At 40.3% G+C, this 23,255-nt stretch carries 22 protein-coding genes; 12 read left to right on the top strand and 10 right to left on the bottom strand.

The features are described from left to right. On the bottom strand, positions 1-594 hold the full coding sequence (locus P20495_RS02965; RefSeq protein WP_008138677.1) for a hypothetical protein: 594 nt from the start codon (positions 592-594) through the stop codon (positions 1-3). 327 nt (positions 595-921) lie between these two features. On the opposite strand from P20495_RS02965, the gene P20495_RS02970 reads away from it, so the two are divergent. After that, a complete protein-coding gene (locus P20495_RS02970; protein WP_158308539.1) occupies positions 922-1,626 on the top strand; it encodes a hypothetical protein in 705 nt (234 codons plus the stop codon). 645 nt (positions 1,627-2,271) lie between these two features. Continuing rightward, the gene (locus tag P20495_RS02975) at positions 2,272-3,771 is read left to right on the top strand and encodes a DUF3360 family protein (RefSeq protein ID WP_008138672.1); all 1,500 of its coding nucleotides are present in this window, start codon (positions 2,272-2,274) and stop codon (positions 3,769-3,771) included. A 107-nt stretch (positions 3,772-3,878) separates the two neighbouring features. Here P20495_RS02975 and leuD read toward each other — a convergent pair whose 3' ends face one another. The 5 genes from leuD to fabR form a co-directional block, all read right to left on the bottom strand. After that, entirely contained in the window at positions 3,879-4,478 is a 600-nt protein-coding gene (leuD, locus tag P20495_RS02980; protein ID WP_008138670.1) for a 3-isopropylmalate dehydratase small subunit, read from the bottom strand. Beyond that, positions 4,478-5,878 (bottom strand): 3-isopropylmalate dehydratase large subunit, encoded by a 1,401-nt coding sequence (leuC, locus tag P20495_RS02985; protein ID WP_008138668.1) that lies wholly within the window; start codon positions 5,876-5,878, stop codon positions 4,478-4,480. Before leuC ends, leuD begins: the two co-directional genes overlap by 1 nt. A gap of 60 nt (positions 5,879-5,938) precedes the next feature. Then, positions 5,939-7,015, bottom strand: a complete 1,077-nt coding sequence (gene leuB, locus P20495_RS02990) for a 3-isopropylmalate dehydrogenase (protein ID WP_008138666.1) — start codon at positions 7,013-7,015, stop codon at positions 5,939-5,941. After that, positions 7,012-8,565, bottom strand: coding sequence for a 2-isopropylmalate synthase (leuA, locus tag P20495_RS02995; RefSeq protein WP_002961090.1), 1,554 nt, complete (start codon positions 8,563-8,565; stop codon positions 7,012-7,014). Before leuA ends, leuB begins: the two co-directional genes overlap by 4 nt. A gap of 405 nt (positions 8,566-8,970) precedes the next feature. Beyond that, positions 8,971-9,594: an HTH-type transcriptional repressor FabR gene (fabR, locus tag P20495_RS03000; RefSeq protein ID WP_002961087.1), complete on the bottom strand. Its 624-nt coding sequence runs from the start codon at positions 9,592-9,594 to the stop codon at positions 8,971-8,973. A 126-nt stretch (positions 9,595-9,720) separates the two neighbouring features. On the opposite strand from fabR, the gene P20495_RS03005 reads away from it, so the two are divergent. Both P20495_RS03005 and sthA read left to right on the top strand, forming a co-directional pair. Then, the gene (locus P20495_RS03005) at positions 9,721-10,854 is read left to right on the top strand and encodes a fatty acid desaturase (RefSeq protein WP_008138662.1); all 1,134 of its coding nucleotides are present in this window, start codon (positions 9,721-9,723) and stop codon (positions 10,852-10,854) included. A 13-nt stretch (positions 10,855-10,867) separates the two neighbouring features. Continuing rightward, a complete protein-coding gene (gene sthA, locus P20495_RS03010; protein ID WP_007378904.1) occupies positions 10,868-12,298 on the top strand; it encodes a Si-specific NAD(P)(+) transhydrogenase in 1,431 nt (476 codons plus the stop codon). Between the two features lie 94 nt (positions 12,299-12,392). Here the strand turns inward: sthA and hemE are convergent, their stop codons facing one another. Then, the gene (hemE, locus tag P20495_RS03015) at positions 12,393-13,457 is read right to left on the bottom strand and encodes a uroporphyrinogen decarboxylase (protein WP_002961084.1); all 1,065 of its coding nucleotides are present in this window, start codon (positions 13,455-13,457) and stop codon (positions 12,393-12,395) included. A 527-nt stretch (positions 13,458-13,984) separates the two neighbouring features. On the opposite strand from hemE, the gene P20495_RS03020 reads away from it, so the two are divergent. Then, positions 13,985-14,455 carry an Rsd/AlgQ family anti-sigma factor gene (locus P20495_RS03020; protein ID WP_008138658.1) on the top strand — a complete coding sequence of 157 codons (471 nt, stop codon included), beginning with the start codon at positions 13,985-13,987 and terminating at the stop codon, positions 14,453-14,455. A gap of 83 nt (positions 14,456-14,538) precedes the next feature. Here the strand turns inward: P20495_RS03020 and fkpA are convergent, their stop codons facing one another. Further along, entirely contained in the window at positions 14,539-15,291 is a 753-nt protein-coding gene (gene fkpA / locus P20495_RS03025; protein WP_007378902.1) for an FKBP-type peptidyl-prolyl cis-trans isomerase, read from the bottom strand. A gap of 214 nt (positions 15,292-15,505) precedes the next feature. Between fkpA and P20495_RS03030 the strand changes: the two genes are divergently transcribed. After that, positions 15,506-16,504: a WD40 repeat domain-containing protein gene (locus tag P20495_RS03030; RefSeq protein WP_008138657.1), complete on the top strand. Its 999-nt coding sequence runs from the start codon at positions 15,506-15,508 to the stop codon at positions 16,502-16,504. Beyond that, positions 16,491-16,706 carry a SlyX family protein gene (locus P20495_RS03035; RefSeq protein ID WP_007378900.1) on the top strand — a complete coding sequence of 72 codons (216 nt, stop codon included), beginning with the start codon at positions 16,491-16,493 and terminating at the stop codon, positions 16,704-16,706. Before P20495_RS03030 ends, P20495_RS03035 begins: the two co-directional genes overlap by 14 nt. Positions 16,707-16,738: 32 nt before the next feature. On the opposite strand, the gene P20495_RS03040 is transcribed toward P20495_RS03035, so the two are convergent. Beyond that, positions 16,739-16,942: a YheV family putative zinc ribbon protein gene (locus P20495_RS03040; protein ID WP_007378899.1), complete on the bottom strand. Its 204-nt coding sequence runs from the start codon at positions 16,940-16,942 to the stop codon at positions 16,739-16,741. A 132-nt stretch (positions 16,943-17,074) separates the two neighbouring features. Here P20495_RS03040 and P20495_RS03045 point away from each other — a divergent pair, with 132 nt between their 5' ends. From P20495_RS03045 to P20495_RS03065, 5 genes are all read left to right on the top strand, one after another. After that, positions 17,075-18,997 (top strand): ATP-binding cassette domain-containing protein, encoded by a 1,923-nt coding sequence (locus P20495_RS03045; RefSeq protein ID WP_008138656.1) that lies wholly within the window; start codon positions 17,075-17,077, stop codon positions 18,995-18,997. After that, complete coding sequence (locus P20495_RS03050) at positions 18,981-19,394, top strand: TIGR02444 family protein (protein ID WP_033016319.1); 414 nt, start codon at positions 18,981-18,983, stop codon at positions 19,392-19,394. Before P20495_RS03045 ends, P20495_RS03050 begins: the two co-directional genes overlap by 17 nt. Positions 19,395-19,820: 426 nt before the next feature. Then, a complete protein-coding gene (locus P20495_RS03055) occupies positions 19,821-20,813 on the top strand; it encodes a hydrolase (RefSeq protein WP_008138654.1) in 993 nt (330 codons plus the stop codon). Further along, positions 20,810-21,064, top strand: coding sequence for a YheU family protein (locus P20495_RS03060; RefSeq protein WP_008138653.1), 255 nt, complete (start codon positions 20,810-20,812; stop codon positions 21,062-21,064). The genes P20495_RS03055 and P20495_RS03060 overlap by 4 nt, the downstream gene beginning before the upstream one ends. 57 nt (positions 21,065-21,121) lie before the next feature. Beyond that, a complete protein-coding gene (locus P20495_RS03065) occupies positions 21,122-22,318 on the top strand; it encodes a dipeptidase (RefSeq protein WP_008138652.1) in 1,197 nt (398 codons plus the stop codon). 46 nt (positions 22,319-22,364) lie between these two features. Here the strand turns inward: P20495_RS03065 and P20495_RS03070 are convergent, their stop codons facing one another. Next, on the bottom strand, positions 22,365-22,916 hold the full coding sequence (locus P20495_RS03070) for a hypothetical protein (protein ID WP_033016316.1): 552 nt from the start codon (positions 22,914-22,916) through the stop codon (positions 22,365-22,367). Positions 22,917-23,255: the final 339 nt, after the last annotated feature.

Here is a 23,255-nt window from a genome sequence, read left to right as displayed (position 1 = left end):
TTAGTCTTTATAACCCCAAGGTGCTGATGGTGGAGTAATCGGTTTAGTTAAATCAAAATCCACCTTAAACTCACGTGCTTGGCGAATTAATCGATAAGTAAATACTTCCGGGTAAATATACATTTGCCATGTATTACCTACAGACTGTGCAATCCCTTGTTTTACAAATAACTCTTTAGAGTACTGGTCTGCTGGAAACGACTGCATTTGTGCAAACCCTGCATCAAGCGTATGGCCACCATACATAGTTGATGCGTCGTCGCTGCCATCTTTATGACGATGATCGTGCTTTAAACTCAAGCCACTTCCTGTTTTTGTTATGATCCATGTACGTGATGCATCATCACCCACATGAAACGGTACTTGTAGCTCAGTGTCGGTACATTTACGAACATGCATAACCAGTTTTTTATTCTCAAATGAACTTGGTCCTTTTGCATTATCTACACTTACTTTACCCTCAAACGCTTTACCACAATGCGTGGCAATACCGTTAAAAAAGGCATCGTGAGTAGGAATAGACACCAAAGGTGCAGGGCGTGCAAAGGCTGTTGATGTGGCAAGTATTAGAGTTGCTGCCGTTAATAATTTCATAGCAAGTTCCAAAAAATATTTAATGAAGTAGATTAACGGTTTCTCATTGATAAAGGAAATTTAATAGATTAAAGGTGTATAACACAGCTAACGTTGAATGCCTTCATACGAGTTAAACCTGAACTTATGATTTAACAAATAGCTATAGTCGTGTCAAAACACCTCTCAATAGTGCTAAAGCGATTGCACCCAAAATTGACACATGGGGGAAAAAATCTTATGATTAAAATTCGAGCAAAAAGGATATCACTATTAATTTAATGGATAAAACAATGATTAATTTTTTTTACTATAGTTATCATGTTGGCACTACTCCCTCATAAGCTAATGGCGAATGATGCGAGGGTATTTTATTTCAACTCAGCTAATGGCGATGAAATTAAAGCAATTGCAAAAAGGGATGCCTCAGGGATTATGCAATATACTTTCACTGTTCCTGAAAATACTAACCCTTATAACGCTTTTTACGATTTTGTATTTTCAACTATGAATCAGGAAAATTACGAATACTTTGAGCTTAGGCCATGTTTTGATTGTCACGAAAACTACTCATTTGAAGAAAATGCTAATACAGAAAATAGCAAATTACTTTCACGTAATGAGCCTGTTGTAGAACGTAGAACAATAAAAAGCAAGCGAGACTTGGCCAATACCCTTTTGGAAAGTATTGCAAATAATTTAGGCACTAGAAGTGTTAATGCTGTTTTTGATGCTGCCACACAGAATCAAACAAGTGAATCAAGTCAATTTCAAGTGATCACTGTCGGTAGCGACAGAAAGCCCGTTGGTCTATGTCTAATAACTCAATCATCATGTGACACCATGAACGACGTATCCGCAATGTCTCTAGGAGGCAGTCAATTTGGTTTTGAAATTAGTAAAGTTTCTGAAATGGATCGCTGGGAAAGAGTCAGAGAAATTGAAGCTGCAATCGAACGATATGCCAGAAGTAAGCGATACCAATGCAAAGTTGTTGTTACCAATAGCGGTAACGGTGATGTAAGACAAATAGTTTGTTTTCCATCATACTAGCGTAATGAAACGCGGCCTTAACCGCGTTTCGGTGACACCAATAAAATCTAAGCAACTTAATAAACGCTCTTTTACGTCTTTACGAATACCAACACTAATTGGCCAGACTTATCGCTTGTTAGTGTTTGGTTTTTAGGCAAGGCAGAGCCTATGTAGTGTGGTTATTCCCCATAAATAGGCGATAACGCAGCATAAATACCAATTGATTTAGGGGAGTTTAGTTGCATCTCTATTCTTTATTGTTTTTATTAACAATCCGAAAGTAACAGAAGTATTATTTCTCCACAAATAAAACGAAATTAACGGCTGCTATCAATAAGCTTTTCAAACAAAGCGGCTTTTACAACCACTAAGACTAAAGGATAACAACCTGCCATTAACACTATTTCCCGCTATAAACAGTGATAAAACTCCTTGAAATAAAAACCAAGACATTGATTTGTAATAACTTTAAATCATTTTGTGTGGTTTTATAATTTTTAACGTAAAGCTGATTGTCAGATTAACTGTATTAAAAACAACCATGCACGACCTTTTGCCTATACATAGCAGCCCAAAAGCTGATCTACCCTGCATGTTCAATATTCATTTGCTTTAACAAAAGCCGTATTTATTTGATTAAGCAACAATGTTGCAGGAGAACGCATGCAAACTACACCACCCGGTGATGCACCATCAAACACGCACAAGAATGCTCAAAGCTACGAGCAGCTTCACAAACCGAGTTCAGAGTTTAATACTCGCGACGAGTATCTCGAACATGAATTACAGATTATGCAGCCTAAACGCTGGCGTCCTAATTTACCGTTTAGAGATTACCGATTTGAATTTGAAGACACCATTCCTGCAATGGCGGGCACTATTGGTAAAGTCGTTATGGTGGGGGCTATTGCGGCAACATTTGCAGCGCCTCTTGGTTTAAGCGATGCGTTTGTTTTAGAAAACGTGCGCTACGAATTACTCATTGTTTCTATTTTTATCATCTTATTCTCAGGCTTTATTTTACCAACAGCTAACTTGGCTGGTACTCATGGCCCTCTTATACCGTTAATTCCTATTGTAGTTGCAGCTGGCGGCCACCCTATGGCGTTTGGCTTACTCATTGGTGCCTTTGGTTTTATTTTGGCCATAACCAAAGGAGGAAGTATGCTCGCGCGCCTAACCAGTAAAGGTGTATGTGGCGGGCTACTCATTTATTTAGGCTTTATTGGTACTATTTCGCAGGTTAAAAAGCTGTTTGCCTGGGCTGAAGCCATTGATATGGCGCATATTGCGTTTATTGTTATTTTAGCCACCATTTTATTGTATGCGCTATTAGAGCACTTTAAAAAGCGTTGGTTAGCCGTGCCGTTAAGTTGCCTTATTGGTGGCGTGGTTGCCTTTGCCTTAGGCGCACCGTTTGAGTTTCATACTGCACCAGGTTTACCAAATATGAACCCAGCTTACTGGTGGGGTGAAAACACGGGCTGGATGCTTGGCCTACCAACGCTTGAAAGCTTTGTTGTTGTACTCCCATTTGCAGTGCTCGCCGTTGCTATGTGGTCTCCTGATTTTTTAGGCCATCAAGTATTTCAAAAAATAAGCTATCCGCAACGCACTGAAAAAGTACAAATGAATATCGACGACACCATGCTAAGCGCATCGGTTAGACAAACATTTGGCTCACTTGCCGGTGGTGCTAACTTTGCGTCCTCTTGGGGAACCTACATTGTACCTGCTGCTATTGCTAAACGCCCTATTCCGGCTGGCGCCATTTTAACAGCCGTATTTTGTATTATTGCTGGTTTATGGGGTTACCCTATGGATTTAGCAATTTGGCAGCCTGTGCTCTGTGTAGCACTTATTGTGGGCGTGTTTATCCCGCTACTTGAGGCTGGCATGGAAATGACGCGCGAAGGTAAAACAACGCAATCAGCCGCTATTGTGGTATTTGCCTCAACCTTAGTTAATCCGGCTTTTGGTTGGTCGCTTACTATGTTACTTGATAACTTAGGGCTTATTGGCTGTAAAGAGCGCAGCGCTGAGCTAACTAAAATGAGCCGCTGGGTGATTCCACTTATTATGTTTGTGTTACTTACCACTGTAATGGCAATTGTAGGCATGTTACCCGGTATACCTGCGTTAATGGCTGACTTTAGGCATTAACCTTTCGCTACCACATCTAATATTTACCCACAAAAAAGCACGGCAATTGCCGTGCTTTTTAATACGTGATTTTTAATACGTGATTTTTAATACACACGGTTAAGAAATTACTGCCAAGAACGCTCAGTCGCTAGTTGTTTTTCAAACGCATCAATTTGTGGGTTTAGTGTTTCGGTTACACCAATAAAATCTAAGCCACTTAATAGGCGCTCTTTTACGTCTTTGCGAATATCAAAACTAATTGGCGCAAACTTACTGCTTGTTAGTGTTTGATTTTCAAGGTCGATTTCAATGTTTATATCGTCGTGCTGCTCGCTAAATACAAACAATTGCTCAAGCGTATCGGCAGGTAATGCAATGGCTAACATTTGGTTGTTACCACAGTTATTAAAGAAAATATCTGCAAAGCTTTCAGCTAAAATAACTTCAAAGCCATATTGCTTAAGTGCCCATGGCGCGTGCTCGCGAGATGAGCCACAACCAAAGTTGTCGCGCGTTAATAATATTTGCGCGCCTTGGTAACACGGGCGATTTAAAATAAAGTCAGGGTTTGGCTCGTCGTTATCTAGGTAACGCCAATCATAAAACAATGCAGCATCAAAGCCTTCGCGGCTAGTTGATGTTAAAAACTGCTTAGGGATAATTTGGTCAGTATCTACATTGTTTTTATCAAGTGGGGCCATTAAGCCACTAAAAAATACGCTCATTAGGCTTCTCCTCTAATATCAACAAAGTGACCATGTATTGCAGCGGCTGCCGCCATTGCAGGGCTAACTAAATGGGTACGCCCGCCACGACCTTGGCGACCTTCAAAGTTACGGTTAGAAGTAGATGCACAACGCTTGCCTGCTCCTAGGCGGTCATCGTTCATCGCTAAACACATAGAACAACCTGGTTCGCGCCATTCAAAGCCAGCGGCTTTAAAAATATCGGCTAAGCCTTCGTCTTCAGCTTGTTTTTTAACTAAGCCAGAGCCCGGTACAATTAACGCCTCTATGCCGGCTACAACGTGCTTGCCTTCAACAATTTTTGCCGCAGCACGTAAATCTTCAATACGGCTATTAGTACATGAGCCAATAAATACCGTGTCTACTTTTGCGCTTGATAATTTATCGCCCGCTTTTAAGTCCATGTATTTAAGTGCGCTGCGAATAGCATCGGCTTTAATTAAATCAGGCTCTTTATCTGGATCGGGTATGCACTCATCAACACCAATTACTTGCTCTGGGCTTGTGCCCCAAGTAATTTGCGGTTGAATGTCGTCGGCATTTAGCTCAACAACTAAATCAAAGTGTGCGCCTTCATCTGTTTTTAAGGTTTCCCAATATTTAACGGCTGCATCAAAATCAGCGCCTTTAGGTGCAAACGGACGACCTTTTAAGTAATCATAAGTAATTCGGTCAGATGCAATTAAACCCGCTTTTGCACCCATTTCTATGCTCATATTACATAGCGTCATACGGGCTTCCATTGAAAGCGCTTCAATGCCTGCACCACAAAACTCTGCTACATAACCTGTGCCACCAGCAGTACCTAACTTGCCAATTACCGCCATAATTAAATCTTTAGCCGTAACCGTTGGACGCAAGACTCCATTAATTTGAATTTTTAATGATTTCGCCTTTTTTTGCTGTAGCGTTTGCGTTGCTAATACGTGCTCAACCTCAGACGTACCAATACCATGCGCTAATGCGCCAAACGCACCATGCGTAGAAGTATGGCTATCGCCACATACAATGGTTGTGCCAGGCAAAGTAATACCTTGCTCTGGGCCCATTACGTGCACAATGCCTTGGTTAATCGAGTTTAAATCGTAAAGTACAATACCAAACTCTTTACAGTTTTTATCAAGCGCCATTAATTGGTTTTTAGATACTTCGCTTGCCGCATCAAGTGAACGGCTCTTAGTCGATACGTTGTGATCCATCGTTGCAAAAGTTTTTTCTGGGCAACGTACAGTACGGTTTTTTTCACGTAGACCTGCAAAAGCCTGCGGAGAAGTAACTTCATGCACTAAATGGCGGTCAATATAAAGTAAGTCGGTTTGCTCATTTATGCTGGCAACGGTATGTGCTTGCCAAATTTTGTCGTATAACGTTTGGGCCACTTGCTAATTCCCTAATCTGTTTGAGTTGCAGCATAACGGTGCTGCAACTTTACTATGTTATTAAATGCGTGAAACGATGGCTGCTGCCACATCGCTTGTGCTGTAACCTTCATTTGGATATATATCTGGTGTGCCAACGCCTGCTTCTACGGCTTCTGCTACTGCTTTTTCAATGGTGCGTGCAGCTTCGTCTTGCCCTAGCGAGTAACGTAGCATTAATGCGGCACTTAAAATTTGTGCTATTGGGTTTGCAACGCCTTTACCTGCAATATCTGGTGCTGAACCGCCTGCTGGCTCGTACAATCCAAAACCCGATTGATTCAAGCTTGCCGATGGTAATAAGCCCATTGAGCCTGTGATCATGGCGCACTCATCTGACAAAATATCGCCAAATAAGTTATCGCAAAGTAGTACATCAAACTGGCTAGGCTGTTTAACTAACTGCATAGCGGCGTTATCTACGTAAATGTAATCTAGGCTTACTTCTGGGTAGTCTTTGCTTACTTCGGTTACTACTTCGCGCCATAATACACTTGATGCAAGTACGTTTGCTTTATCAACAGAGGTAACATGGTTACTACGTAATTTTGCAGCTTCAAAAGCAAAGCGTGCAATACGTTCAATTTCTTTTCGTGAGTATGTTTGCGTATCAAATGCAAACTCTTCTGCGCCTTCACCACTGCGGCCTTTTTCGCCAAAATAAATGCCGCCGGTTAGCTCGCGCACACATAAAATATCAAACCCTTTTTCGCTAATATCAGCGCGAAGTGGTGACGCTGCACTTAATGCAGGTAATAACTGTGCAGGGCGCAAATTACAAAACAAACCAAAGTGCTTACGAAGCGGCAATAATGATGCGCGCTCAGGCTGCTCATTTGGTGGTAAGTTTTCCCATTTAGGACCGCCTACCGAACCAAATAAAATAGCGTCAGCGTTTTCACATGCAGCAAGTGTACTCTCTGGTAATGCTTTACCAAATTCGTCAATGGCTGCGCCACCAATTGCATAATGCTCACGGTTCAGGGTAAAACCAAACTTATTGCTCACAGCATCAAGTACTTGTTCTGCTGCTGCCATCACTTCTGGACCAATACCGTCGCCAGCTAATACGGCAACGCTGTAGTTTGTTTTACTCATCCTGCTTTCCTTTGTTGTTTTAAATCAGACACTTTTTGTGCACGATAAATTAAGTTATAAACACGGATCATGGCGCGTACCGACGCTTCAACCACATCCGCTGCAATGCCCGCACCGTGGTAAGGTCGGCCATCGTATTTAGCTATAATATTTACTTGCCCTAATGAGCTTGCACCTTGGCCTGTCGCTTCTAAGTTATATTCAATCATTTCAACGCTCATACCGGTTAAGCGCTCAATAGCTGCAAACGAGGCTTCTACTGGACCATTACCTGTCGCGGCTTCTTGTTTAGCTTCGCCATCAATTCGCATGCCAATGGTAGAGCTTGCTACCGATTGTGAGTTAGAGGCTGAGTTAACAAACTCTAATTGGTATTTTTCGTCTTTGTCGTTAATTTGATTAAAGTAAATCATTGCCTCAAGGTCGTAATCGTATACTGTGCCTTTTTGGTCAGCCAATTCGATAAAGCTTTTATATAAGCCATCCATATCGTAATCAGATTTTTGATAGCCTAACTCTTCTAAGCGATGTTCAATAACATGGCGACCCGAACGCGAAGTCATATTTAATTGGTTGCTTGGCACACCAACGCTTTCTGGCGACATAATTTCATAAGTATTTTGCGCTTTTAATACACCGTCTTGGTGAATGCCTGAGCTATGTGCAAAGGCGTTTTCGCCAACAATCGCTTTATTTGGTTGTACTGGCATATTACAAATTTTAGCCACTTGACGAGATGCGCGGTAAATTTCTTCACTTTTAATATCTGTGTATACTTTTAAATGGTCTTTGCGCATTTTCATGATCATTGCCACTTCTTCAAGCGAGCAGTTACCAGCCCGCTCACCAATGCCATTGATAGTACACTCAATTTGGCGTGCACCCGCTTGTACAGCGGCCACAGAGTTTGCTACAGCTAAACCTAAATCGTTGTGGCAATGCACACTTAAGCGCGCTTTATCAATATTTGGCACGTTATTCATTAAATGACGGATCATCGCGGCGTATTCGTCTGGCGTTACAAAACCAACGGTATCTGGCAAGTTAATAGTTGAAGCTCCGGCGTTAATTGCCTGTTCAACAATTTTACATAAATCCCAATGCGGCGTACGACCGGCATCTTCACACGAAAACTCAACATCATCAGTATAGTTACGTGCCAATTTAATTGATTTAACAGCCATTGCCGTTGCATCGTCTAAGCTCATACGTAATTTATGTTCAAGGTGCAAAGGGCTTGTAGCAATAAAAGTATGAATACGGCTTTGTTGTGCTGTGCGAAGTGCTTCGCCACAGGCTTCAATGTCTTTGGCAACAGAGCGTGCTAAACCACAAATAATCGGGCCTTTTACTTCGGTTGCAATACGTTGCACCGAGCGAAAATCAGCAGGGCTCGAAACTGGAAAACCCACTTCCATCACATCCACATTCAAGCGGCTAATTGTATGCGCTAATTGAATTTTATCATCTTCAGTAAGGCTTGCTTTAAGTGCCTGCTCACCATCACGTAAGGTGGTATCAAAAATCCATACTTTATCTTGCTCTTGCATAACTGCCCCTCATTCCTATGTTACCCAAATTTCAATTAATCCCAGCCGCGAGATAAAAAAAACCCCGCAATTGCGGGGTTTTTAGTGTTCAACTCGATGCAAACACACTAATCCCCGCTTACTTGCCATAGCAGTAAGAGGTTAAGTTTTAGTGTAATTAAACGAATAATATGCATCTTGTTTTCTTGTGTGTGTGTTCAGTGAAGCCTATTTTTAACATTACAAAGCGACGGAAGCAAGCATAAAAATTCCACAAAACAGATTTAAAAACGATTCAATTGGGTTTTTTAATTCAACCAAGGCACCTATTAAGAATTAAAATAACAAATACATGACTAGTGACGCTTAAATTAATAAGCACTGCAATATACCGTGCTTATATTAACTTTTTACAATTTTTTTAAGCTATGCTTCTTTACTCGTTTCTCTTACGTAATGCCCGGCTCCACGAGTAATATAACGCAGCTGCCAAATAACGCGCTCAATCAATTCGTCGCGTTGCAATCCTTCTATATCGAGCGCTTCTGCACCCGCATTAAATACGAGCGTTACCATAGATTCCGCCTGAATATAGGCGTGCATAGCATTACATTTAGTTTCACTTTCTAAATAATGAGCCAACTCTAAAATAAAATGTTTTACCTCGCGCGCTACTGCGGCTCTAAATGCTTTAGAAGTCCCGGAGCGTTCTCGTAGTAATAATCTAAATTGATTACTTGAGTTATCAATAAACTCCATAAAAGTAACCACTGAGGTATTTATAACACTGCCGCCATCGTTTGCTATTCGTCTGCGAGCTTGACGCATAAGTTGGCGAAGGGTTAAACCGGCTTCGTCTACCATGGTTAAACCTAACTCATCCATGTCTTTAAAATGACGATAAAAAGAAGTTGGGGCAATACCAGCTTCTCGTGCTACTTCGCGTAAACTTAAATTCGAAAAACTATGATCAGCACTCAGCTGATTAAATGCCGCTTGAATTAACGCCTGTCGTGTTTTTTGTTTCTGTTGCGCTCTAACACCCGACATCAACAGCTCCCTGAATTATTTTATATGAATATTTAGTGATATTAGCTCAATTGTACAGTCTAATACTTGACGACAAGAGTTTGAAATACTATTTTAGCTTACAGTTGTACGCTGAGATTGAGAATTATGAATAAACCACCGATTATTTGGACAAACGTCCTATTTTTTAGCCTAACCTTTTTGGCGGCTGCCACACTTGTACCTTGGTACGCAATTAGCTACGGATTTACCAGCGCGCATTGGATTGCTTTTGTAGGCTGCATGTTTTATGCAGGCTTATCAATTACTGCCGGCTACCATCGATTATGGGCACATAAAACCTATAACGCACACCCTGCAGTTGAATTTATTTTTGCGCTTGGCGGTGCTTTTGCGCTGCAAAACAGTGCATTGCATTGGAGTAGCGATCACCGTATACATCACGGTCAAGTTGACGACCCAATAAAAGACCCTTACGCGGCGACCAATGGTTTTTGGTATAGCCATATCGGATGGATGTTACGTGACTACCAAGGCGATAGCTACGGTGATTATAGTAATTGTCGTGATTTACAGCGCAATAAAATAGTTATGTGGCAACACAAACATTACTTAAAGCTTGTGATTGCTATGAACGTAGGCTTGCCTCTAGCACTTGGTTTATTGGTTGGTGATGTGTGGGGGATGTTAATTCTTGCAGGTTTACTACGCTTAGTACTAAGCCAACACTTTACCTTTTTTATAAACTCAGTTGCACATATTTGGGGCTCTCGCCCATACACCGAAAAAAATACGGCACGTGATAACGGCTTTTTAGCATTATTTACATACGGTGAGGGGTATCACAACTTCCACCATATTTTTGCAAGCGACTACCGTAACGGTATTAAGTGGTTTCATTACGATCCAACAAAATGGATGATCCGCTCTTTAGCTGCTGTTGGTTTAGCCAATAAGCTAAAGCGTACTCCTGTTGAGCGTATAGAAAAAGCGAAGGCCGAAACGCTCATGAGCAAAACGCAAACGCGTCTTGCAAAATTGCCTTTAGCACAAGATAAGATTACATTATTACAACAAGAGTACGATTTACTGCTGAAAAAACTGCAAAATTATTGTTCACTACAAAAACAAGTGTTAGAAGTTAAAAAAAATAACATGGCAAAGCAGTGTGAACGCTCAGCATTAATGGCACAATACCATGAGTTGGAAGCCGCCTGGGAAAATCAAAAACAGGCATGGCTAGCACTTAATGCGAGGTTATTAAAAGCCTCTTTTAATTAATTTAGGAGTGGCTGTGGCCAAACAACCAGAACAAAAAAAAGTACCCGTGACATACCAATATGATGCAATAATTATTGGCACGGGTCCTGGCGGTGAAGGTACCGCCATGAACCTTTCAAAAAACGATAAAAAAGTAGCGGTTATTGAACGCCAAGAATCAGTTGGTGGCGGTTGTGTACATTGGGGAACAATTCCTTCAAAAGCGCTTCGCCACTCTGTTAGCCGCTATATTGAATATAAAGCAAATCCGTTATTTAATGTTGGTGAGCGCCCTAGCCGCCTGACATTTCCTGATATTTTACGTCACGCAAGTTCTGTTATTTCTAAGCAATCTAATTTACGTAGCAGCTTTTACGATCGTAACCGCATTCATATGTTTCAAGGTGATGCGAGCTTTGTAGATAAGCACACAATTGAAGTAAAACGAAATGATGGTTCAACTGAGCGACTGACTGCTAAAACGATTGTTATAGCAACGGGTTCGCGCCCTTATCGCCCGCCAGAGGTGGATTTTACGCATTCTCGTATTTACGAAAGTGACACAATACTTGGCCTTGAGCATGACCCTCATCGTGTACTGATTTACGGAGCTGGTGTAATTGGTTGTGAGTACGCGTCAATATTTAAAGGTTTAGGCGCTAAAGTTGATTTGGTTAATACACGCGACCGACTACTTGCCTTTATGGATGCAGAAATATCTGACGCGCTTAGCTATCACTTTTGGAATAGCGGTATTGTTATTCGTCACAACGAAGAGTTTGACCGAATTGAGACGCGTGACGACTGCGTTATAATGCATTTAAAATCAGGTAAACGCGTAAAAGCTGATTGTATTTTATTTGCTAATGGTCGTACTGGTAACACTGATACACTAAATCTTGAAGCCATTGGCTTAAAAGCCGATAGCCGTGGCCAATTAAAAGTTAACGAAACATACCAAACAGAAATTGATAACGTTTACGCTGTAGGTGATGTAATTGGCTATCCTAGCCTTGCAAGTGCTGCGTTTGACCAAGGTCGTATAGCTGCTGATGCAATTGCATGTGGTAACTGCGATGACAGACTGATTGTTGATATTCCGGCTGGTATTTATACCATTCCAGAAATGAGCTCAGTAGGTAAAACCGAGCAAGAGCTTACAGCCGCTAAAGTACCATATGAAGTTGGCCGTGCTCAGTTTAAGCATTTGGCTCGCGCGCAAATTGCTGGTACTGAAGTAGGTAGTTTAAAAATATTATTCCACACCGAAACCAAAGAAGTACTTGGCGTACATTGTTTTGGCGAACGTGCCTCTGAAATTGTTCACATTGGCCAAGCTATTATGGAACAAAAAAATGGTGGCAATAATATCGACTACTTTGTAAATACCACATTTAACTACCCGACCATGGCTGAAGCCTACCGTGTTGCGGCATTAAATGGTTTAAATCGCTTATTTAAATAAGTAGTTTTAAAAGCCTTTATAAATAGGTAACAAAAAACCCGCAACTTAGCGGGTTTTTACTTTTAAACAGTTTTAAAGCTTGTTTAAGTGACTATTACTTATGGTACTTAGCACTTAGCTCATGTACTGCATTAATGAATACGCCAGCATTTTCAGGGTCTACATCTGGTGTAATACCGTGGCCTAAGTTAAACACGTGGCCATTGCCTGTACCGAAGTCTTCTAAAATAGTGCCTACTTCTTGGCGAATACGCTCTGGTGTACCGTGTAACATAGATGGGTCCATATTACCTTGTAGAGCTACTTTATCACCCACGCGGCGCTTAGCGTCGCTGATATTAATAGTCCAATCAAGACCGATTGCATCACAGCCTGTTGCTGCAATAGCTTCAATCCATTGACCACCATTTTTAGTGAACAAAGTAACCGGTACTTTACGACCGTCGTACTCACGAATTAAGCCATCTACAATTTTATGCATGTATTGTAGTGAAAATTCGTTGTAATCGCGCGGGCTTAATACACCGCCCCATGAGTCAAATACCATTAGCGATTGCGCGCCAGCTTTAATTTGAGCATTTAAGTAATCAATAACTGAATCAGCTAACTTATCGAGTAATAAATGAAGTGTTTGCGGTTCTGCAAACGCCATTTTTTTAATTTTACCAAATACTTTGCTGCTACCGCCTTCAACCATATAAGTTGCTAGCGTCCAAGGTGAACCAGAAAAACCGATAAGCGGTACTTCACCTTTAAGTTCACGACGAATAGTGCTTACCGCGTTCATTACGTAGCCAAGCTCGTCAGTTGGATCAAGTTTTGGAATTTTTTTAACATCAGCAAGAGATGAAATAGGGCGTTCGAACTTAGGACCTTCGCCAGTTTCAAAGTACAGACCTAAACCCATCGCATCTGGAATCGTTAAAATATCACTAAATAATATAGCGGCATCTAACGGGTAGCGACGTAGTGGCTGCAGTGTAACTTCACATGCAAGCTCAGCATTACGGCACAGGCTCATAAAATCGCCCGCTTGTGCACGTGTAGCGCGATACTCTGGTAAATAGCGTCCTGCTTGGCGCATCATCCATACCGGAGTTACATCAACAGGTTGTTTTGCAAGTGCACGTAAATAACGGTCGTTTTTTAATTCGCTCATGGCGTAAATGATCCTAAGACTTGTATAAATTGTGCAAGATTGTACCACCATATTCTCCGACCCTCTATTGCTTAGGGACGAAAACAGCCTTACCTAGAGGCAGATCAATATAATCTACGGTTTCAACCTATTTTGACTATAAAACAAGCAAACAAACCATAACATTTAAAACTTTTTATTAATATGTTTGCAACATCGAAAAAAGCTTGTTATTGTTTGTCCCGCGTTAACAAAAACAATAATAAAAATCTTAAAATAATAAAAATAAAAGTTTTAAAATAACAACAATAAAAATTATCTCATAAAAATAAGAAAGCTTGTTATAACAAGCCAATGAAAGAAATTAGACCACCTTAACCGGTGGTTTTTTCTTGCCTGCAATAAATCTCACCATTTACCATTCAATAAATTACATCGCTTTTAGAACATCTATTTTACTTGTTGATATACACGCAAATTAAATATATCTTGATGTATATAAACTTATTATACTTAATTTAAAGACCAACCCAGCTAGGAGAACAGTTATGCTGACGCGTGTAGAAAAAGCTCAACAGAAATGGGGTGGTAGCCACACAGTAATCGATAAATGGTTAAATGAACGCCAAGAGCTTATTGTGCTCTTTTGTAAAATGGCTGGTTTTTCTCCATATGATAAAAAAGATCATGCTTTACCAGAGCCTGCTCAAATTGAATCTTTTTGCCAAATTCTGATGGATTATTTGTCTGCCGGTCATTTTGAAATTTATGATGACATTGCTAAAGCTTGTGAAAATAAAGGCCCAAAAAGCCAAGAACTTGCCAATGCAATTTACCCGCGTATTTCTAGTACAACTGATATTGCACTGGATTTTAACGATAAATACGCAGAAGTAGATAAAGAAGACTTATTAAAAGATTTTGATAACGATTTATCTGTTATCGGTGAAGCGCTAGAAGCACGATTTGCGTTAGAGGATGAGCTTATTGATAACTTGTTTTCTAATCACACAAATTAATACGTGTAAGTAACGTATTAAAAAAGGGACCTAAGGTCCCTTTTTGCATTTATAAGCTAAATAACTTTTAGTTTATATGATGATTATTTTGCAGGAGCTGCGTCTTCATCGTTTTGAATTTCAAGTAATTCAACATCAAAAATAAGTGTTGAGTTAGCAGGAATTTTACCTAAATCGCGGTCGCCGTAAGCAAGTTCTGAAGGAATAGTAAACTTGTACTTAGAACCCACTGACATAAGCTGTAAACCTTCAGTCCAACCCGCAATTACGCGGTTAAGAGGGAAAGTTGTAGGTTCGTTGCGTGCATATGAGCTATCAAACTCAGTACCGTCTAATAAAGTCCCTTTGTAGTGTACTTTAACTACATCAGTTGCTACTGGCTTTTCGCCATCACCTTCACTAAGCACTTCGTACTGCAGGCCAGACTCCGTTACTGTAACGCCTTCTTTTTTAGCGTTATCAGCTAAGTATTTAACACCCGCTTCTTTGCTTTTTTCAGACTCAACTTTTGCTGTTTCTTCTTGCTTAGTACGTACTGATGTATCTAATGCAGTTAACACTTCACGAATTTTTTCTTCGTCAATTTTTGCATTACCAGCAAGTGCATCTTCAAAACCACGAATTAAAAGTGCTTGGTCTAGTTCAATACCAATTTCAGTTTTGTCTGCTAGATCTTTATTTAAAAAGTTACCTACAGATGCACCAATACCGTATGCTTGTTGCTGTTCAACAGTGTCTAGCTTAACTTCTGCTTGCTCTTTTTTTGCTTCTTGATTACAAGCTGTAAGCGCTAAAACTGACGCTGCAATCAATGACAATTTAATCGTCTTTTTCATTTTAAATCTCCGACACACTTTGCAGTTGTCATTTATTGTATTATTACTAGTTAAAGATTAACGGCCTACATGATAGGCTGCTTGTTTAATGACTAAATTTCACATTGTTAGCTAAACTAAAAACATATCCAGTGATTAGACAAACAACCTAGGCATTCAACGCGTCCTAGTCTAACCTCTCAGTCACTAAGAGTTAAGAGGAAATACCTGTAACATGTCGATATTTCGTACTTATTTAATCGTATTAAGCTGTTTTTTAGCTACAGCTTGTACCGATAAAAAACAACAGGCTGTAGCAAGCTACGAACATGCTGCGCAAGGTGCATTTTCATCAACGCTATCGAACGATGGTAAATACAGCTTGATCTCCTCTATTAACCATGGGGTCGCCCTGTGGGATAATCAACAGCAAGTGCTAAAATACCAGTGGTTTCAGCAACAATCACAAGATAGCCTAGTGTATGCAGTAGCCATTGCTTTTGATAACAGCGTGGCCGTTACCGCCGAAAAAACCACGTTTGCGGTGTGGGATATAACCACAGGCAAAAATAAAGGTTATTACAAAATACAAAAAGCCAGTATTCGCGATATTGCCATTAGCAATCAAGGCCGTAGTGTTTTATACGGCCGTAGCGACGGCGTAGTTGTATTCATAAACCTTGAAACCGGCAGACGTATCGAATTTTTAGGCCACCAAGATAAAGTTAACACCGTTGATTTATCGCCCAACGGACGCTTTGCTTTAAGCGGCTCTAACGATTATGTTGCTTACTTTTGGGATACACGTACAGGGCAAGTAATTCATCGTTTTAATCACCCAACGCGTGTTACCCACGTAACGCTCGATCCACAAGGTCGCTATGCGTTTACGGCCGATAGTATGGCACAAGCAAATGTATGGAAGCTGACTACAGGTGATCTTGTGAGTAAACTGAAGTATATTGCGCGTCAGAAAATTTTTACTGCTGTGCGTTTTAACGAACAAGGCACTTTGCTTGCAACCGGCTCGCCAAATAAGCGCGTAGATTTGTGGCAAATACCAAGCGGTGAAAAAATTCAAACTTGGCAGGTTGCCCCGCGCGAAGGCAGTAAGCCTAAATCGGCGGTGGTGCTAGATGTGACATTTACAGATAACGGTAAGTCGTTGTTAACCGAAAGCTCCAGCGGTATCGCAGAGCGATTTATTATACGAGAGAATAATGAACACAATTGAACATCGCTTAATGGAACTTGAAGCCAAAGTGGCTTTTCAAGACGAAACGATTGAAGTCTTAAATGATGAAATAAAAGTGCACCAGCAACTTTTAGCAAAAATGAAACGCCAAACTGAGCTGCTAGCAGAAAAAATTAAAGAGTCGCAGTCATCATCGTCTATGATGTCAGAAGCACCTGAGCCGCCTCCACCGCATTACTAAAGCCGGTAAAAATTAGGCAATAAAAAACCGGGTTAGTCGCCCGGTTTAAACACACCAATTACTTGTTCAAATTGGCGAGTAGACGCCTGAACAGCGTTATCGGGTTGCGCCATTTTATGACCACACTCAACACACTCTACTTTTTCAACATCATGTTCTCTGTATAGCATCATAGTATCCATGGCTTTGCAGTCAGGGCACGATGCACCAGCAATAAATCGCTTCTTTTGTCTCACAACATTTTTCCTGTGGTTTGAACTGCCGCTATTTTATCGTATAACTTCGCTTGTTGATACGCTTGATAAGCGCATTAAGTTCTATGTTATGATAGCGCCAACTTAACAAGGGCACAGCAAAGTAACGCATTCATGATCCAAATCTCAGAAATAGAACTACTTCGTGGCGGTAAAGCCTTATTAAAAAACGCATCAGCTACGTTATTTCCAGAACACAAAGTAGGCCTTGTTGGCGCTAATGGCTGTGGAAAATCAACGTTATTTGGTTTACTAAAATCAGAACTGCAACTAGATGCCGGTAATTGCAATATTCCAAAAGATTGGTCTATTGCCTCAGTAAAGCAAGAAACTCCAGCCCTTGAAATAAGCGCAATTGATTATGTACTCCAAGGCCATCCAGAATACTATGCAATGCGTATAGCACTGCGTGAGGCCGAGCAAAACAACGATGGCGATACACAAGCCAAAGTACATATTCAGCTTGAAAACATTAAAGGCTATAGCATTGAATCAACCGCAGGTGAGCTATTACACGGCTTAGGCTTTGCTAATAACCTAATAGAAAACCCTGTAAGCTCGTTTTCGGGTGGTTGGCGTATGCGTTTAAACCTTGCCCAAGCATTAATACGCGACGCCGATTTACTATTACTCGATGAGCCAACAAACCACCTTGATTTAGATGCTGTTTATTGGCTTGAACGCTTTTTACGCGCTTACACCGGCACCCTTGTACTTATATCGCATGACCGTGAGTTTTTAGATGCGGTGGTTGATCAAATTTGGCACGTAGATAAGCAACTTATCAACGTTTACAAAGGTAACTACTCGCAGTTTGAACGCCAAAAAGCAGAGCGTTTACTACAACAACAAGCAATGTTTGATAAGCAACAAGATCAAATTGCGCACCTTGAGCAGTTTATAACGCGCTTTAAAGCAAAAGCCAGTAAAGCTAAACAAGCACAAAGCCGTGTGAAAGCACTTGAACGCATGGAAAAACTAGCGCCGGCACATGCCGACTCGCCATTTAACTTTGAGTTTGCAGAGCCAAAAGCATTACCAAACCCACTAATGACAATAGATAAAGCCAAAGCGGGTTATGGTGACGTCACTATTTTAAATAATATAGAGCTAAACCTTGTACCAGGCAGCCGAATTGCTTTACTTGGTCGAAATGGCGCAGGTAAATCAACATTAATTAAACTGCTTTCTGGTGATTTAGAGCCGCAAGCGGGTGAAGTTATTCAGCATCACGGATTAAATATTGGTTACTTTGCGCAGCATCAGCTTGAATCTCTTGATTTAAAAGCCAGTGCAATAATGCACTTGCAACGCCTCGACCCAAAAGCCACTGAGCAATCACTACGTGACTTTTTAGGTGGTTTTGCCTTTATTGGCGATAAAGCCCTTGAGCCCGTAGCCCCATTTTCGGGCGGCGAAAAAGCACGTTTAGTACTTGCCATGTTGGTATACCAAAAGCCAAACTTATTACTACTCGATGAGCCTACAAACCACCTTGATTTAGAAATGCGCCATGCACTTGTTATGGCACTGCAAGGCTTTGAAGGCGCCATGGTTACCGTATCGCACGACCGCCATATGCTTAAAAATACCGCCGATGAGTTTTACCTAGTCGATGATGGCAAAGTAACCCAGTTTGGTTACGACTTAGATGCGTATTACCAATGGTTACTCAATGCCAATAAAGAAGCGGTTAAAGCGCAGCAAAGCGACGAGCCTAAAGCAAACCCAGGTGTTAATCGTAAGGAACAAAAGCGCTTAGAGGCTGAGTTTAGAAAGGCCACTCAGCCACTTAAAAAGCAAATTGAAAAGCTTGAAAAGCAACTCGATAAATTCACCGCAGAACTAGCTGAAGTTGAAGAAGCACTCGGCGATAACGAACTCTACAACGACGATAACAAAGCCAAGCTTAAAGAGTTATTAGCTAAGCAAGCAACCCTTACGCCTAAACTTAACGACGTTGAAGAAGAGTTACTTATGGCACTTGAAGAAATGGAAGAAAAAGAACAGGCATTCGCCGATGAACTTGCTCAATAGCGACCATTTTTGGCAGTTTGCGTGCACCTTGTACGCAAAGCCTGTGCAACAAACAACCTTGCTGGCACTACAAAACCAGCAAGGAAAAAACGTCAATTTATGCTTATTACTGCTTTATTTAGATTCATTAGATTTAAGTATTAATACCCAACAGCTAAATGAGTTAACGCAAGTAGTGAGTGAGTTTGATACTCACGTATTACAACCCCTGCGCGCCGCACGCAGCTATTTAAAAACTAATCAGAATACGATAAGTGATTACGCTACAATACGCGCAGAATTGCTAAGCGCCGAGCTAAAGCTTGAAAAACAACAGCAATGCATGCTCATAAGCACCGCTAACGGTCTTAAATTAAAAACTTCTGATACACCCAACAATATAAAGCTATACGTGTAAGTAAATACATTTCATACATTGTTGAAGTACGCACCGAATCTATAGAACACCCTCTTAAAGCATGATCTAAATCAACTTAGCTTCGCACTTACATCTGCTTAAGTAAATAAATTGATCTCGATCACATTGCGACCTGCAAGCACCGCTTATGATTAACCCATCAAAAACGAGGGGAGCAACTTATGAGCGTATTCTTTAGAGACTTTTTTACAGATCCAGTTTTATTTATGTCTTTTGGGTTTTTAACCATTGTTGTTTCTCTGTGTATCTTTTTTGCTTTTTTCTTTCTTAAAAAGATACATGATGCAGAAGTTCCTGAACAAAATTAAGCACGACGCACAAAGCGCCCTATCAGTTACTGATTAGGCGCTTTTTATTCTTTTTGATACACTAGCGATTCTTTTTTGCAAAGTGTGTAGTACAAATATGATCCCACAGTTTAAACCCGCATGGTGGATGACAAACCGTCACGTTCAAACCATAATGCCGCGTTTTTTCCGCCCATTTCATAACACTAGCTACGAACTTGAGCAACTTGATACACCCGATGGCGATTTTATCGAACTTGCTTGGTCACTTCCGCATAACGAAACTGCACCTCTTGCTATAGTCCTTCATGGCCTTGAAGGTAATATAAATAGCTTTTACGCTAAAGGCATGATGAAGGCATTAAAAAAGCAAGGTTATGCAGTTGTGCTTATGCACTTTAGAAATTGCTCAACCGAAGTAAATCGCTTGCCTCGCGCATATCATAGTGGTGATACCGCCGACTTAGCTTTTTTTATTAATCATCTAAAGCAACAATATCCAAATAGACCCATGGTTGCCGTTGGCTTTTCGTTAGGCGGTAACGTACTTGCCAAATACTTAGGTGAACAAGCACTAGCATGTCCTTTAAGCGCGGCTGCGGTTGTTTCTGCACCTTATGATTTGTCGTCATCAAGCGATGTAATTCGTAAAAGCCTAGGTAAAATTTATCAAAAGTATTTGCTCGATCGCATGAAAAAGTCGATGCAACGTAAGTTGCCACAAATTAAGCAGCAAATATCTATCACTACCGATCAATTAATGAACATTGACGACCTATTAGAGTTTGATAACCAGCTAACGGCTCCTTTGCACGGCTTTGAAAACGCTCACGATTACTATCGTCAAGCCAGTGCGATGCCATATTTAAAGCATATTGCTGTGCCTACATTAATTATTCATGCAAAAGACGACCCCATGCTCTCAATTAAAGCCGTACCGAGTAGGCAAGACGTAAGTGAGCATGTTACGCTGCGCATCTCTGAAAAAGGAGGGCATGTTGGCTTTATTGCCGGTAAAAATCCGTTTAAGCCTATATTTTGGTTAGAAAAAACCGTACCCAATTACTTTGGGCAATATGTTTTAAATAAAGTGAATAATGAGCAACTATGATCATCCCTTTTGAGCAACTCGATAAAGATACGCTATACAATTTAATAGAAAGCTATGTTTTGCGCGAAGGCACCGACTATGGCGAAATAGAGGCTAGTATTGAATCTAAAGTAAACCAGGTTAAGCTTCAGCTTAAAAATGGCGAAGCCATGGTGTTTTTTTCAGAGCTTCATGAGTCTGTAACCATTATTTCGAAAGGCGAATTTAAAGCGCTGCAAAGTGAGGAGCATCAAGCAGAGTCGTTTGATTAGCACTTGTAACTTTTGAATTGAACGTACACAATGGCTTTTTACCCTAAGAGCCAAAACATGATAAAACTCAGCACTCTAGTGGTAGCCATATCACTAGCTTTAACTAGCCAAGCCCAAGCAGAACAAACAATAACAGCATCTGACAAGGCAATTAAACTCGCTAAAGATACCATTTTAATTGATACCCATATCGACGTACCTTATCGAATTCACGAAAGCTGGGTTGATGTAACCAAAGCAACAACTGATGGCGATTTTGACTATCCTCGCGCTGTAAAAGGCGGTTTAAACGCCCCATTTATGTCAATTTATATTCCTGCGCATTTAGAGTTTGAAGGTAAAGGAAAAAGCTATCAGCTAGCCAATCAAATGATTGATAGTATGGAAGCGATAGCCCAGCGCGCACCCGATAAGTTTGCTATTGCGAGCTCAAGCACTGATATTGAAGAGCAATTTAAACAAGGTAAGCTGTCTATAGCCATGGGTATGGAAAATGGCTCTCCTATCGAAGGTGATATGAAAAACCTTCAGCACTTTTACGACCGTGGCATTCGCTACATCACGCTAGCGCACTCGCAAAGCAACCATATTTCGGATTCGTCTTACGATATACGCCGTAAATGGAAAGGCTTAAGCCCATTTGGTAAAGAGCTTGTCACTGAAATGAATAATATTGGTATGCTAATCGATGTATCGCATATTTCTGATGATGCGTTTTATCAGGTTATGGAGCTTTCTAAAACACCAGTAATTGCCTCTCATTCATCACTTCGTAAATACACGCCTGGCTTTGAGCGTAATATGAATGACGATATGTTATTAGCGCTGAAAGAAAATGGCGGCGTTATTCAAATCAACTTTGGCTCAAGCTTTGTTACCGCTAAAGCAGGTAGTTGGGGCAAGCAATTAAAAAACACAAAAGAGTCAGCTAAAAAAGAAGGCACTAAGTTAAGTAAAGATTTTGATGCTGCGTACCGCGCTAAAAACCCATACCCATTTGCAAGTCTTGAGCAAGTGCTTGACCATATTGATCACGTAGTTGAGCTAATTGGTATTGATTATGTAGGTATTGGCTCTGATTATGATGGAGTTGGCAATTCATTACCTATCGGTTTAAAAGATGTATCTAGCTACCCTAATCTTGTTCAAGGTTTAATGGACAGAGATTACAGCGATAAAGATATTAAAAAGATTCTTAGCGGTAATTTATTAAGAGTTTTAAAACAAGCTGAAGAGTATGCTAAAAAGCATTAATCGCGAAAGTTAAATAGCAAACCTTTTAGTGCTTATTGAATTTCCTTTAGTGCTTAAGTTCTTTTATGGCTTTTAAAACTGTTTCATTAATATTTTTATGCAAAGCTTGAAAGTAAATATTAGGGTTATCACTATCTGTGTTAACCCTATCTATGTTAGCCCTAAATAATTCTTTAGGCGAAAAGGTCTCAACTTTCTCATTAATCGTTAGCTCGAGTCTTGAATCTGAGTCTTTCAAAATAAAGTCACATACATTAACTAGCTTTTCAGATAGCCTTTGATCTAATATTGATGCTCTTGCATTATCTTTTATTGATGATATAAGGCTGCCATACTTCTGTTTATATTCATCGCGGTCAATAATTGAGCTGTAGAAATCTAAAAGAAGTAATCCTGAAGTATTTTCTTTAATGTCTATATAGTCCTTCAATTCATAAAGCTTTAAGCAAAGCTCAGCGGTTAGCTGCAACTTAGAAAGTTTAACAGCCTGTTTAGATGCTTCATGTGACTTAACTGCGACTTTATACGTTATAAAAGCAATAATAGCAGTAATCCCAGCTATAATTAATGTAAGAAGATCTGCAATACTTAATTCCATATAAACCCTCTGTAATATTGGTAAATAAATTAATATAACAAACATTAATAAGTCCCAAGTGGGACATTTTCTATCTATTTTTATAAGGTAGTTAAAAAAAGGGTCCAAACTAATTCCTTTTTATTTTATTGCTACAGCTTTACTCTAAAAGCTGTTTTAGGATGCCCAAAGCCGCCTTATTTGGCAAATAATACCACAAAGAACTTTCCCTCGGGTTTCGTAAAACTCAACCCAAGCTACGGCAATAAAGCTATGCCTAGGAGAAAATCACTTTTCTTCAGGCATTAAAAAAGGCCACCTAAGTGACCTTTTTCTAACAATTAACTTAAAAGTTAATTG

Origin of the sequence: Pseudoalteromonas sp. BSi20495 (assembly GCF_000241185.1) — a bacterium.
Classification (GTDB): Bacteria; Pseudomonadota; Gammaproteobacteria; order Enterobacterales; family Alteromonadaceae; genus Pseudoalteromonas; species Pseudoalteromonas fuliginea.
This window is presented reverse-complemented; position numbering and strand designations above follow the sequence as displayed.

Bases quoted from the DNA above. Each gene is read 5' to 3' on its own strand.
- P20495_RS02965 (WP_008138677.1), bottom strand. From the start codon at position 594: ATGAAATTATTAACGGCAGCAACTCTAATACTTGCCACATCAACAGCC.
- P20495_RS02970 (WP_158308539.1), top strand. From the start codon at position 922: ATGGCGAATGATGCGAGGGTATTTTATTTCAACTCAGCTAATGGCGAT.
- P20495_RS02975 (WP_008138672.1), top strand. From the start codon at position 2,272: ATGCAAACTACACCACCCGGTGATGCACCATCAAACACGCACAAGAAT.
- leuD (WP_008138670.1), bottom strand. From the start codon at position 4,478: ATGAGCGTATTTTTTAGTGGCTTAATGGCCCCACTTGATAAAAACAAT.
- leuB (WP_008138666.1), bottom strand. From the start codon at position 7,015: ATGAGTAAAACAAACTACAGCGTTGCCGTATTAGCTGGCGACGGTATT.
- leuA (WP_002961090.1), bottom strand. From the start codon at position 8,565: ATGCAAGAGCAAGATAAAGTATGGATTTTTGATACCACCTTACGTGAT.
- fabR (WP_002961087.1), bottom strand. From the start codon at position 9,594: ATGTCGGGTGTTAGAGCGCAACAGAAACAAAAAACACGACAGGCGTTA.
- P20495_RS03005 (WP_008138662.1), top strand. From the start codon at position 9,721: ATGAATAAACCACCGATTATTTGGACAAACGTCCTATTTTTTAGCCTA.
- hemE (WP_002961084.1), bottom strand. From the start codon at position 13,457: ATGAGCGAATTAAAAAACGACCGTTATTTACGTGCACTTGCAAAACAA.
- P20495_RS03020 (WP_008138658.1), top strand. From the start codon at position 13,985: ATGCTGACGCGTGTAGAAAAAGCTCAACAGAAATGGGGTGGTAGCCAC.
- fkpA (WP_007378902.1), bottom strand. From the start codon at position 15,291: ATGAAAAAGACGATTAAATTGTCATTGATTGCAGCGTCAGTTTTAGCG.
- P20495_RS03030 (WP_008138657.1), top strand. From the start codon at position 15,506: ATGTCGATATTTCGTACTTATTTAATCGTATTAAGCTGTTTTTTAGCT.
- P20495_RS03035 (WP_007378900.1), top strand. From the start codon at position 16,491: ATGAACACAATTGAACATCGCTTAATGGAACTTGAAGCCAAAGTGGCT.
- P20495_RS03045 (WP_008138656.1), top strand. From the start codon at position 17,075: ATGATCCAAATCTCAGAAATAGAACTACTTCGTGGCGGTAAAGCCTTA.
- P20495_RS03050 (WP_033016319.1), top strand. From the start codon at position 18,981: ATGAACTTGCTCAATAGCGACCATTTTTGGCAGTTTGCGTGCACCTTG.
- P20495_RS03055 (WP_008138654.1), top strand. From the start codon at position 19,821: ATGATCCCACAGTTTAAACCCGCATGGTGGATGACAAACCGTCACGTT.
- P20495_RS03060 (WP_008138653.1), top strand. From the start codon at position 20,810: ATGATCATCCCTTTTGAGCAACTCGATAAAGATACGCTATACAATTTA.
- P20495_RS03065 (WP_008138652.1), top strand. From the start codon at position 21,122: ATGATAAAACTCAGCACTCTAGTGGTAGCCATATCACTAGCTTTAACT.
- P20495_RS03070 (WP_033016316.1), bottom strand. From the start codon at position 22,916: ATGGAATTAAGTATTGCAGATCTTCTTACATTAATTATAGCTGGGATT.